This is a genomic window from Nocardiopsis valliformis DSM 45023 (assembly GCF_000340985.1).
GTDB classification, from domain to species: Bacteria; Actinomycetota; Actinomycetes; order Streptosporangiales; family Streptosporangiaceae; genus Nocardiopsis; species Nocardiopsis exhalans.
Genome location: NZ_ANAZ01000031.1, coordinates 88,627 through 100,216 on the forward strand (window position 1 = coordinate 88,627; position 11,590 = coordinate 100,216).

At 69.9% G+C, this 11,590-nt stretch carries 10 protein-coding genes; 6 read left to right on the forward strand and 4 right to left on the reverse strand.

What is annotated here, in order from left to right:
* Positions 1 to 3 precede the first annotated feature (3 nt).
* From D457_RS0125175 to D457_RS0125185, 3 genes are read left to right on the forward strand one after another with little or no spacing between them, the layout of a single operon-like run.
* Positions 4 to 1,893, forward strand: coding sequence for an ABC transporter ATP-binding protein (locus D457_RS0125175; RefSeq protein WP_017583451.1), 1,890 nt, complete (start codon positions 4 to 6; stop codon positions 1,891 to 1,893).
* Positions 1,890 to 2,513 (forward strand): TetR/AcrR family transcriptional regulator, encoded by a 624-nt coding sequence (locus D457_RS0125180; protein ID WP_017583452.1) that lies wholly within the window; start codon positions 1,890 to 1,892, stop codon positions 2,511 to 2,513. The genes D457_RS0125175 and D457_RS0125180 overlap by 4 nt, the downstream gene beginning before the upstream one ends.
* Positions 2,510 to 3,385 carry an alpha/beta fold hydrolase gene (locus D457_RS0125185; protein WP_017583453.1) on the forward strand — a complete coding sequence of 292 codons (876 nt, stop codon included), beginning with the start codon at positions 2,510 to 2,512 and terminating at the stop codon, positions 3,383 to 3,385. Before D457_RS0125180 ends, D457_RS0125185 begins: the two co-directional genes overlap by 4 nt.
* An 85-nt stretch (positions 3,386 to 3,470) precedes the next feature.
* Here the strand turns inward: D457_RS0125185 and D457_RS33350 are convergent, their stop codons facing one another.
* Positions 3,471 to 4,481, reverse strand: coding sequence for a flavin-dependent monooxygenase (locus D457_RS33350; RefSeq protein WP_051073033.1), 1,011 nt, complete (start codon positions 4,479 to 4,481; stop codon positions 3,471 to 3,473).
* A gap of 113 nt (positions 4,482 to 4,594) precedes the next feature.
* On the opposite strand from D457_RS33350, the gene D457_RS0125195 reads away from it, so the two are divergent.
* A complete protein-coding gene (locus D457_RS0125195) occupies positions 4,595 to 5,146 on the forward strand; it encodes a TetR/AcrR family transcriptional regulator (RefSeq protein WP_017583455.1) in 552 nt (183 codons plus the stop codon).
* 38 nt (positions 5,147 to 5,184) lie between these two features.
* Here the strand turns inward: D457_RS0125195 and D457_RS0125200 are convergent, their stop codons facing one another.
* The 3 genes from D457_RS0125200 to D457_RS0125210 all read right to left on the reverse strand — a co-directional run bounded on the left by D457_RS0125200 (position 5,185) and on the right by D457_RS0125210 (position 8,319).
* Positions 5,185 to 6,087 carry a carbohydrate ABC transporter permease gene (locus tag D457_RS0125200; protein WP_017583456.1) on the reverse strand — a complete coding sequence of 301 codons (903 nt, stop codon included), beginning with the start codon at positions 6,085 to 6,087 and terminating at the stop codon, positions 5,185 to 5,187.
* On the reverse strand, positions 6,084 to 6,932 hold the full coding sequence (locus D457_RS0125205) for a carbohydrate ABC transporter permease (RefSeq protein WP_026117014.1): 849 nt from the start codon (positions 6,930 to 6,932) through the stop codon (positions 6,084 to 6,086). The genes D457_RS0125200 and D457_RS0125205 overlap by 4 nt, the downstream gene beginning before the upstream one ends.
* Positions 6,933 to 7,011: 79 nt before the next feature.
* Positions 7,012 to 8,319: an ABC transporter substrate-binding protein gene (locus D457_RS0125210; protein ID WP_026117015.1), complete on the reverse strand. Its 1,308-nt coding sequence runs from the start codon at positions 8,317 to 8,319 to the stop codon at positions 7,012 to 7,014.
* A gap of 217 nt (positions 8,320 to 8,536) precedes the next feature.
* Between D457_RS0125210 and D457_RS0125215 the strand changes: the two genes are divergently transcribed.
* The gene (locus D457_RS0125215; protein WP_017583459.1) at positions 8,537 to 9,556 is read left to right on the forward strand and encodes a LacI family DNA-binding transcriptional regulator; all 1,020 of its coding nucleotides are present in this window, start codon (positions 8,537 to 8,539) and stop codon (positions 9,554 to 9,556) included.
* Positions 9,557 to 9,578: 22 nt separating this feature from the next.
* Positions 9,579 to 11,195 (forward strand): glycoside hydrolase family 13 protein, encoded by a 1,617-nt coding sequence (locus D457_RS0125220; protein ID WP_017583460.1) that lies wholly within the window; start codon positions 9,579 to 9,581, stop codon positions 11,193 to 11,195.
* Positions 11,196 to 11,590 lie beyond the last annotated feature (395 nt).

Below are 11,590 nucleotides of genomic sequence, written 5' to 3' on the forward strand. Positions count from 1 at the left end.
AGGGTGCTCTGGTCCTTCGTCCGTCCGCACCGACGCAAACTGCTGCTGGGTCTGGTTCTCGCCCTGTTCGGCTCCGCTCTCGAGCTGGCCAACCCGATGGTGGTCAAGCTCGTGCTGGACACCATCTCCGAAGCGGGCAGCCTCGCGATGCCGATCGCGATCCTGCTCTGCCTGTTCGGTGTGGGTCTGGTGACCGGGCTGTGGCACTGGATCGTGCTCGGCACCGTCGCGGAGAAGGTCGTCCTGGAAGCGCGCACCTCCCTGGTACACCGCTACTTTCGGGCCGCCCTGATCCCGCTCTCCAAACGCTCCTCGGGCGAGCTCGTCACCCGGGCCACCTCCGACACCGTCCTCCTCAAGGAGGCAGCTTCCAGCAGCATCGTCAGCCTGGTCAACGGCGGTGTCCTGCTGGTCGGCACACTGATCATGATGGGTGTGCTGGACCTCGTCCTGCTGGGGGTGACCGCCACGGCGGTGGTCATCGTCACGATCCTCTTCTTGACCCTGATGCCCGCCATCGCCAAAGCCCAGGAGAAGGCGCAGAACTCCCTGGGCCTCATGGGCGGGGTACTGGACGGCTCCCTGCGCGCGATCCGCACGGTGAAGGTGAGCCGGGCCGAGGAGCGCCTGGGTTCGCGAATCCTCGAACACGCCGAGGAAGCGGCCCGGCACGGAATCCGCTCGGTCCGCCGCGAGGCCGTGGCCTGGACGATCGCCTTCGGCGGCATCCAGCTGGCGATCATCGCCATCCTCGGTGTGGGTGCGCTGCGGGTGGCCTCCGGGGAGATCGGGGTCTCCACGCTGGTGGCGTTCCTGCTGTACGCGTTCACCCTGATGAACCCGGTCATGGAGCTCTCCCAGAGCGTGACCACCCTCCAGTCGGGCATCGCCGCCGCCAAGCGCATCCGCGAGGTGGAGGCGGTCCCGCTCGAACCCGCCGCCGAGGGCCCCGACGGCGTCACGTCGCGAAACGGCGCCGACCCGCACGGCCCGGACGACGCGAGCGCGCTCTCCCACAAGGAGCTCTCCACCGGGGACCGACCGGCACCGGGTGGCACCGGAATCAGCGTCTCCGCCAACGGCTTCGGAGGCGGGCTCGCGGCCGACAACGGACACGGGAGCCCGCTGCTGGAGCTGCACGGAATCACCGCCAGGTACGCGCCCGGCGCGGCAGCCGCTGTGAAGGGGGTCGACCTGGCCATCCCCAGACGCGGCCACACCGCGATCGTGGGCCCTTCGGGAGCAGGCAAGACGACAGTGTTCTCCTTGCTCCTGCGTTTCCTGGAGCCTGAGCACGGCCACATCACGCTCGACGGGACTCCCTACCGGGAGCTGTCCCCGCAGCAGGTGCGCGAACGCTTCTCCTACGTCGAACAGGACACCCCGGTGGTGCCCGGGACCATCCGGGACAACCTGCTGTTCACCAACCCCGAGGCCGATGAGAACGGCATCCGGCGCGTGCTGGACGAGGTCGTGCTCACCGAGAAGATCGAGGCTCTGGCGGAGGGCCTGGATACCCCGCTGGACGCCACCTCGTTCTCCGGCGGCCAGCGCCAGCGCATCGCCCTGGCCCGTGCCCTGCTCGGTTCCCCGGACGTCCTGCTGCTCGACGAGGCCACCTCGCAGGTGGACGCGATCACCGAGGCCGCCATGACCCGGAGCGTGCGCGCCCAGGCCGACCGGGCCGCGGTGGTGACCATCGCGCACCGGTTGTCCACCGTGATCCACGCCGACCGCATCCTGCTGATGGAGGACGGCGGTATCCGCGCCCAGGGCACGCACAGGCAACTTCTGGAGCAGGACACCCTGTACCGGGACCTGGTCTCGGCCCTGTACATCGGCAAGACCGAGGACCGGGGCGAAGAGGTGACCTCAGGGGCCTCCCGCGTGTGAGCACCGAGGTCATCCTCGACGCGGCCGCCGAGGCCTTCTCCGCACACGGCACCAGGCGCACCACCATGGAGGACGTAGCTCTGCGCGCGGGGGTGGCCAAGGGGGTTCTCTACCTGCGCTTCGACAGCAAGGAGTCGCTGGCCCGGGCCGTGGTCGACCGTGAGATGGCACTGGCGCTGGCGACCAGCCGGGCCGAGGTGGCCGCCGACCCGCGCGGGGGGCTGTTGTCCCGCCTCTTCGTCCACTCCCTGACCGCCCTGCACACACGGCCGTTCCTGATCGCGCTGTACAAGGGTGAGGTCGGACCGGGGGGACGCCCGTCCGACCAGGACTCCCAGTACCGGGACCGGCTGCCGATCAGCACGGACTTCGTCCGGCGGATGCGCGACGCGGGTATGGTTCGGGCCGACCTGGAGCCCGGGCCGCTGGCCGCCAACCTCGCGGTCTGGAACGTCGGCCTGGCCCTCACCGCTCCGCACGAGGACCCTGGCGCGCTCATCCTGGGAATGGGTGAACTGGTGGCGCGCGCCGCCGACGCCGACGTCACCAACACCACACCCGGCAAGGAGTGCTTCGCCCGCCTCGCCGACGACCTCGAAGCGCTCTGGAGCAGACCATGACCTTCCTACCGCCTGCCGCTCGCGCCGAGTACCTCGACCTCGACGGGGGCCGAGTGCGGGTACTGCACAGCGGTCCGGCCGGGGCTCCGCCGCTCCTGCTGGTGCACGGCGGCAGCAACGACAACGCCACGATCTCCTGGTACCGGCTCTTCGAGGAGTTCGGTGCCGACCACCGCGTGATCGCCCCTGATCTGCCCGGGTTCGGCGGTACCGAGGGGATCGACCCGCTGGGCGGACCGGTGGCCCAGGCCGGCTTCCTCTCCCGGGTCCTCGCTGGGCTCGGAGTGGAACGGGCCGTGGTGGTGGGTGTGTCCATGGGCGGTGACGTGGCGATGAACCTGGCTCTGCACCACCCAGAGCTGGTCCGGGGGCTGGTGCTGATCGCACCCGGCGGCCTGGTGGAACGGGTCGGGAACCGGTTCACCCACAAAGCCGCCTGGTGGTCCACGCGGATGCCCGACGGGATCCTGTTTCCCGTCGTGGCTCTGGCGAACCGGTTCGTGGGGCTGGCGCTGCGCGCGGTCGTGCACGACGTTTCGACCCTGCCACCCGAGGTGGTGGCGGAGTTCCGCCGGGAGGCTCTGCGGCCAGGCGCCGCACGGGGTTACATGCGCTACAACCAGGCCACTCTCGGCCCGCACGGAATGCGGAATAACCTGCTTCCCGTGGTCGGTCGGATCACCGCCCCCGCGCTCTTCTTCCATGGCGAGCGGGATCCGATGGTGCCCCTGGAGGGGTCGCGGCGAGCCGTGCGGGTGATGCCGAACGCCCGGCTGGTCACGGTTGCCGACTGCGGCCACTGGGCTCAACTGGAGGCGCACGAGAGGTTCGTCGAGGAAGTGCGGTCCTTCCTGTCCGACGTCCGCGGCTGAGCCCGCCCCGGGCAGGCCCAACCGGGGGGATCTTCCCCTGGCGGCCTCAGCGGGGTCGCGGGGCAGGGCCGCGGGGCGGGCTGAACTACCGGTTCAGCCCTGTCGTGCTGATCCGGTTGAGGAACCGGGAGGCCGCCACGATCCGGCGGGTCGGTCCGCGGCGGGCGCGGTCGTAGCGGGTCAGGGCCCGGGCGACGGTGGGTTCCTCGTTGAGGGCATCGGCGAGCACGGCCGCGTCCACCACGGACTCGCAGGCGCCACGGCCGAGGTTGGGCGCCATGGCGTGGGCGGCGTCGCCGATGAGCGCGTGCCGCCAGCGGACGTAGGGGCCGAAGGAAGGCAGGTCCAGGAGCTCGCGGCGGTCCACGCCGTGGGCTTCCAAGCCGGACAGGATCCGATCGGCCTCCCCGCCCCAGCCTCCGAACTCCCTTCGGAGTACCCGCGCGTGGATGCCGGGGTCCCGCGCCACGTGTTCGGCTGCGGTGAGCAGGCGCTGGTCGATCGCCGCGTACCAGTTGGTGGTGTGCGCGTCGAGCGGGGTGACCCCGAAGATCCTGCGCCCGCCCCAGATCTCGGTGACCCCCTCGACCCGGCCGGGCAGGGTGCCCCGATAGGCGACCGACCCGAGAGCGCGGGGAGGACTCGCGTGCGGGAAGACGGTACGGCGGACCAGGCTGTGGATGCCGTCGGCGCCGATCACCACGTCAAAACGCCCTCCCGGAACGAGTTCCGCGGCGGTGACAGGGGTGTTCCAGTGCACGAGACCGTCGGGGAGCCCGTCGACCAGGATGTCGAGCAGCGCGGACCGGGAGATCAGGTGGCCTCCGGCCCGGCCGCCGACACCGACGAGCTTCCTACCGTCCGGCCGGAACAGCGCCGCGTCCGAGCGGTACTCGGCCCGCTCGCGCAAACGCTCTCCCAGTCCGAGCCGGTCGAACGCGCGCATCGCCCCCGGCCACACGGCCAGGGCTCCGCCGATGTCGGGCGGGCCGTCCAGGCGTTCGCGCACGTCGACCTCCCAGCCGCCGCGCACCAGCCCTCGGGCGACCGCGAGCCCCGCGATTCCGCCGCCCACCACCAGCGCTCTACCGTTCATAGCCGCCAGACTACTACGATCCTAGTAGCCCGTCACTATGATCGTAGTAAAATTGCCGCGTACAAACCCCACGCCGGCACCACGAACACCGGCACTACGAATACAGTGATCGGATGTCCCAGACCAAGGCCCGAGCCGTCGACGCGGCCATCGAACTGTTGGGGACCCGCGGCCTGCACGCGCTCACCCATGGCAAGGTCGACGCCGCGGCCGGACTGCCCAAGGGGTCGGCATCCAACCACTTCCGCACCAGGGATGCCCTGGTCAGAGGGGTCGTGGAGCGCTTGGAGGAGCTCGACCGCCAGGACTGGGCCCGGCTCTACGACGTCACCGTGGCCTCGGCCGACCACCTCGTGGACGCCGTGATCGGGTTCGTCACCGCCATGACCACCACCGACCGGATCCGCACCGTCGCCCGCTACACCCTTGCCATGGAGGCGGCGCACAACCCCGAGGTACGCGTCTCACTCAACCGCGGCCACGACCGGATCCGCGAGTGGAGCGCCCAGCTCCTGGCCGACCTCGGCGCCCCCGATCCGGAGGCAGCCGCACGGACCCTGCTCGCCTATGCGGACGGGCTCATCATGCACGCGCTCACGCGGCCCGACATCGTCGAGCCGCGTGAGCAGTACGTCCGCGTCGTCCGGGCCTGTCTGGAGCCCTGAACCCGCAACGGGCCCGGGCACGCCTGCGGGCCCGGCCCTCAGCCCTTCACCGCTCCCGAGGTCAGCCCCGCCACGATCCTGCGCTGCAGCACCAGGGCGAAGATGATCAGCGGGACCGAGACCAGCACCGAGGCAGCCATGATCTGCCCGATCGGGTTCTCGTAGCCGACCCGCTCGAAGGTGCCGACGAACACCGGCACCGTCTGCACGTTGAGGTCGCGCGGGGCGAACGAGAAGGCCAGCAGGAACTCGTTGGTGGCGTACACGAAAGTCAGGATGGCCGCGGCACCCACACCGGGCGCGGCCAGCGGCGCGACCACCTTGAGGAAGGCCTGGAAGGGCGTGGCCCCGTCCACCTTCGCCGACTCCTCGATCTCCTTCGGAATACCCGCAAAGAACGTGGCGAGGATGAAGATCGACAGCGGCAGGGTCAGCGCCACGTAGGGGATGATCATGCCCGCGTAGGAGTTGAGCAGATTGATCCCGGTCAGCTCGTTGAGCTGGAGGTACATCCGGTACAGCGGGTTGACCAGTGCCACCGGCGGAAACAGCGTCGCCACCAGGGTCGCGGCCAGCAGGGCGAACTTGCCCGCCAGCGGCAGCCGCGCGAGCGCGTACCCGGCCAGTGCGGCCACCGGGATGCAGATCAGGGTGGTCACCGACGCCACAATCAGCGAGTTACGCAGCGCGAAGTGGAAGCCCTGGTTGACGACCTCCTCGTAGTTGCCGAAGCTGAACGGCCCCTGGAAGATGTTCGGGTCGGTCAGCGCGACCGATCCCGTGCGCAGGCTGGTCATGCCCATCCACAGGAACGGGAACAGGCACCATCCCAGGACCAGGAGCAGCCCCAGCAGCTTGAGCAGGTTCACCAGTGCGGGCGGCGTCTTGGGCCGCGGCCGGTGCGCCCGCCGGACGGAGGCCCGGCTCTCCCGGGTGGTCATCGCTTCTCCTTCCGTGCCACGTCGCCGACCATGTGGCGGCCCATCCTGCTGATGAAGGCCAGGCCGACGAGCATGACGATGACGAACGTGACCGTGGACAGCGCGTTGGCGTAGCCCAGCTGCGGTTCGGCGACCAGGAACCGCTGCGCGTACACCGACAGTGTGGCTACCGAGTTCGAGTACCCGGCGAACACGTACGCGAAGTCGAACATGCGCAGCGCGTCCACCGTGCGGAACAGCAGCGCCACCACGATCGCCGGGCGCAGCAGCGGCAGGGTGATCAACCAGAACCGTTGGAGCGCGTTGGCTCCGTCGACCTTGGCCGCCTCGTAGTAGTCCTTCGGGATGGTCTGGAGTCCGGCCAGGAGCAGCAGGGCCACGAACGGCGCGGTCTTCCACACGTCGGCGCTGATGATGCCGACCATGGCCCAGGCGGGGTCCCTCAGCCAGTTGATCTCCGTGCCCAGCACCGCGTTCACGAAGCCGGGGTTGTGGTCGAACATGTACCGCCACACCTGGGCGGCGACCGCGGTCGGGATCACCCACGGCACCAGGATGACCGCGCGGGTCAGCCCTCGGCCGACGAAGACCTGGTGCATGATCAGCGCGAACGCCATGCCGATCACGAACTCCAGGGACACCGAGGCCACGGTGAAGATCAGCGTGTTCTTGGCGGCGTTCCAGAAGTTGGGGTCGGTCAGCGCCCGGACGTAGTTGTCACCCCCGATGAACTCCTGTTGGAATCCTCGGATGTTGTACAGGCTCATCCCGACGGCGTAGAACACCGGGAAGAGCGCGATCAGCGCCATGAACCCGAGCGACGGGGCGAGGAAGATCCGCCCCATCGCCCGTTCGCCCAGGCCCCGCTCGCGTGTGCTTACCCTGACCCACTTGTCAGTGGTGCTCGGCTGGGCCATCGCGCTCCTAGTCCTGTTCGAGCGCGTCGCCCGCCGCGTTGTCCACGGCTTCCAGGGCGATGTCGGCGTCCTGCTGTCCCAGGAACGCGGGGTGCAGGTTGTCCTGGATCACCAGGGACAGCGAGTTGTACCCCGGCACCGGCGGCCGCGCGTGGGCGTCGGCGAGGATCTCACCGAGCAGCTCGAGGTTGGGGTCGTCGGCGTCGTCGTAGGCGCTGAGCATGGTCGGTGGCAGGCTGTGGTCGGCCAGGACGGCCTGGGCCTCGGGGTCGGTGGCGGCCCACAGCACGAACTCGCGCGCCAGGTCCTGGTTCTCGCTCAGGGTGCTGACGGCGTTGTTGAGCCCGCCCAAGGCGCTGGTGGTGCCCTCACCGGTGAAGGTGGGCAGCGGGGCGACAGCGAAGTCGCCCGCGACCTCGCTGTCCTCGCCTTCCTCACCTTCCAGGAGCGGCACGGCGTAGGGCCAGTTGCGCATGTAGACGGCCTCACCCGCCTGGAACAGGGCGCGGGCGTCGTCCTCGACCATGGAGTCGAAGCCCTCGGCGAAGAAACCGCTCTCCTGGCCCTCGGTCATGAAGTCCAGTGCGGTCTGCGCGGCGTCGCCCTCCAAGAAGGTGGAGTTCTCCTGGGCGTCGTCGAAGAGCTCGCCTCCGGCGGACCAGAACATCTCCAGGTAGTTGACGACGAAGCCCTCGTACTGATCGCCCTGGCCGACGTAGGCGGAGATGCCCTCCTCCTCGGCGGCGGCCGTGCCGGTCTCGTAGAGCTCGTCCCAGGTCGTGGGCGGCTCGTCGATGAGGTCGGTGCGGTAGTAGAGGAAGGCTCCGTTGGAGGAGTAGGGCAGGGCGTAGAGCTCCTGCTGCCACTGGGAGCTGTCGACGGCCCCTTCGAGGCTGACGCCCTCGATCTCCGGGCGCAGGTCCTCCAGGCTCTCGATGTAGCCGAAGTCGGCGAACTCGCCGGTCCAGATGACGTCGAGGCCGAGGACGTCGAACTCGCCGGCCTGGCTCTGGAGGTCCTGGAACATCGCCTGGCGCTGTTCGTCCGCGGTGGGCGCCAGGAAGAAGACCTCGACCTCCTGGTCGGGGTTGTTCTCGTTCCACAGGCGGGCGACGTCCTCGTGGATCTGGCGGTCGGCACCGGTGACCGCCCAGACGAACTGGGGGTCCTCGGCGAGCCCAGCGGGCTCGCCCTCGGCGTCGGGTTCCTCGCCCGGCGGTTCACCGCACGCGCTGGCCAGGGTCAGGACCAGGGCCGCGGCCACCGCCCCACCCGCCCGCCATGAGTGCCTCCGGTGCCATGGAAGTTCTGGCATGACTCTCTCCCTTCGCGCTCTTCCAGGGGGTGGAGCGCGGCGTCGAGGTGTCTTGGGGCCTTCCCCAGGTCATCTGAAAACGATGCCATCGACAGTGTGATGTAGTCAACACAAATCTTCGAACCAACTACACCAGGCAGGAAAAAGACGCCCCAAGCATGGGGAAAAATGCTGAGAACGTTGCCATGAACCAGGTCACACTCTTAACGTAGACAGCATGTCCACCCGTCCCCCGAGCATGCGCGATGTCGCCTCTCGCGCCGGGGTCTCCCTGTCCACCGTCTCCCGGGTCATGCGCGGCGCACCCGGAGTGGCTCCCCAGGTCCGCGAACGCGTACGCAGCGCCGCGGACGAACTCTCCTACGTGGTCTCGCGCAATGCCTCGGGGCTGGTCACCGGGCGCACCGGCCGGGTCGCGGTCGTGGTCCCCCACCTCAAACCGTGGTTCTTCGGCTCCGTACTCGCCGGAATCAGCGAGGTACTGCGCGAGGCGGACCTGGACATGCTCGTCTACCAGGTCGGGGACCTGCGCTCCCAACCTGGTTGGACCCGCACCCTGCCCCTGCGGCGCAACTGCGACGCGGTGGTCACCGTCTCCATGGACCTGTCCGAGGAGGAGTGCCACCGCCTGGACGACGTCGGCGTACCCCTGGTCCTCACCGGGCAGCGCGTGCCCGGGCGCGCCAGCGTGTTCATCGACGACCGGGCCGGCGCAGCCGGCGCCACCCGCCACCTGCTGAACCTCGGCCACACCCGGATCGCCTACATCGGCTCGCGGGGGGAGTCCTGGTACAGCCGGAGTTCGATGCAGAGGTTGCGGGGGTACCAGGCGGCCATGGACGAGGCGGGCCTCTCCCCGTGGAGCCTCATCAAACCGCCCGGGCACGAGGGCGGCGAGCACGCCATGGGCGAACTGCTCTCCGACCTCGATCCGCCCACCGCCGTGCTCGCCGAATTCGACGACATCGCCATGGGAGCCCACCGAACGCTGCGCCGCTCGGGCATCAGCGTCCCCGAAGCGATCTCCCTCATGGGCTTCGACAACCACGAGGGCGCCGCCATCCTCGACCTCACCACGGTCGACCAGTCCCCCGCGGACATCGGCGCCACCGCCGGTCGGCTCGCCGTCGAGATCACCGACGGGACGCGACCGCGCGACACCCACCTGGAACTGCCCACCCAGATCATCCCCCGTCAGTCCACATCGGCTCCGAGGAGCGTCCGAGGGCTGTCCTGAACGAACCGACGAAGGAGCGAACATGCGGCCGTGGTGGCGTGACGCCGTCCTCTACCAGGTCTATCCGCGCAGCCTCGCCGACTCCGACGGGGACGGTATCGGCGACATCGCGGGGATCACCTCCCGTCTGGACCACGTGGCCGCCCTGGGCGCGGACGGGGTCTGGCTGTCGCCCTTCTACCCCTCACCCTGGGCGGACGGCGGCTACGACGTGACCGACTTCCGCGACGTCGACCCCTCACTGGGCACACTCGCCGACTTCGACACCATGGTCGCCGCCACGCACGAGCGGGGACTGCGGGTGATGATCGACATCGTCCCCAACCACACCTCGCAGGCGCACCCGTGGTTCCAGGCAGCGCTGGCCTCACCGGACGCCCCCGAGCGCGACCTATACGTGTTCCGCCAGGGGCGCGGTCCCGACGGCGCGGAGCCGCCCACCAACTGGCGGTCCACGTTCGGCGGCCCGGCCTGGACCAGGGTCGCGGACGGCGCCTGGTACCTGCACGTGTTCGCCCCCGAGCAGCCCGACCTGAACTGGGATCACCCGCGGGTACGCGAGGAGTTCCGCGACATCCTGCGGTTCTGGAGCGACCGGGGCGTGGACGGCTTCCGCATCGATGTGGCGTACGCCCTGGTCAAGGACCTGGATCCGCTACGCGACCTGGTTCTGGTGGCCGGCGGCAGGTTCGAGGACATCGCGGCCAACCCGGACCACCCCTTCCTGGACCGGCCCGAGGTGCACGAGGTGTACCGGGACTGGAACCGGGTGCTGTCCGCCTACGATCCGCCGCGCGCCACCGTGGCCGAGGTGTGGCTACCCGGTGAGCGGCGGGTACGCTACACGCGCCCGGACGAGCTCGACCAGGCGTTCAACTTCGAGTTCCTGTCTGCGCCCTGGGACGCGGACGCCTACCGGCAGGTGATCGCCTCCTCACTAGCCGAGGCGGCCCAGGTGGGCACCGTCCCCACGTGGGTGGTCGGCAACCACGACGTGGTCCGCAAACCCTCCCTGCTGGGGCTGCCCGAGGGCACCGACCCGCGCGCCTGGCTGCTGACCGACGGCCGCGACCCCGAGCCCGACGCCGCGCTGGGCCGGGCCCGCGCCCGGGCGCTCGCACTGCTGGAGCTGTCCCTGCCCGGTTCGGCCTACGTCTACCAGGGCGAGGAGTTGGGCCTGCCCGAGGTGGCGGACCTGCCTGCCGAGGCGCTGGAGGACCCGCGCTGGCGGGACAGCGGCCACACCGACAAGGGCCGGGACGGCTGCCGGGTGCCGCTCCCCTGGACCCGGGCGGGGAGTTCCTTCGGGTTCGGGTCCGACGGGTCGTGGCTGCCCCAACCGCCCTGGTGGGGTGACTTCTCCGTCGAAGCCCAGGAGGAGGATCCGGGTTCGACGCTGCGGCTCTACCGCGAAGCCCTGCGGCTGCGCCGGGGCTTCGCGGCCGACGAGGTCCTGGTCTGGGACGACGCCCTGAACCGGGGCCCGGTGGTGGCCTTCCGACGGGGGGAGGTGCTGGTGGTGGTCAACACGGGCCCGGACCCGGTGCGTCTACCCCGCGGCGAAGTCCTGCTGGCCAGTAGTGAGCTGGACGGGATGGTGCTCCCCGGGGACACCGCCGCCTGGCTGCGCATGACCTGACCTGGACTGGCCCTCTGCCCGGGCCCCTGGAGGAAGACGGGGCCGCTCGGGGCCCCGAAGGGGCCCAACAGCAACTACCAACTGCGCGGCCTTCGGCCGGTGCCTTCCCCAGCCCTGCGCGCAATGCCTGGCCGTGTCGCGGCCGGTCAAGGTCAGCGACGAACAGCGGCAGCAAGGGCCCCAGAATCCCCACCCCGGAGCCCAACGCCTGGCCATGTCGCGGCCGGTCATTCACCCGGACGGAAAAACGGCAGCGAAGGCGGCAGTCTCCCCAGGCCTGCGCGGATCGGGTCGCGTGTCGCGGCCGGTCATGCGTGCCAGCGAACACCACCAGCGGCCCGCCAGGCGCCCGGGCCCGGTTTCGGCCCCCTTTTCAAAGATGATCTTGCTACCAG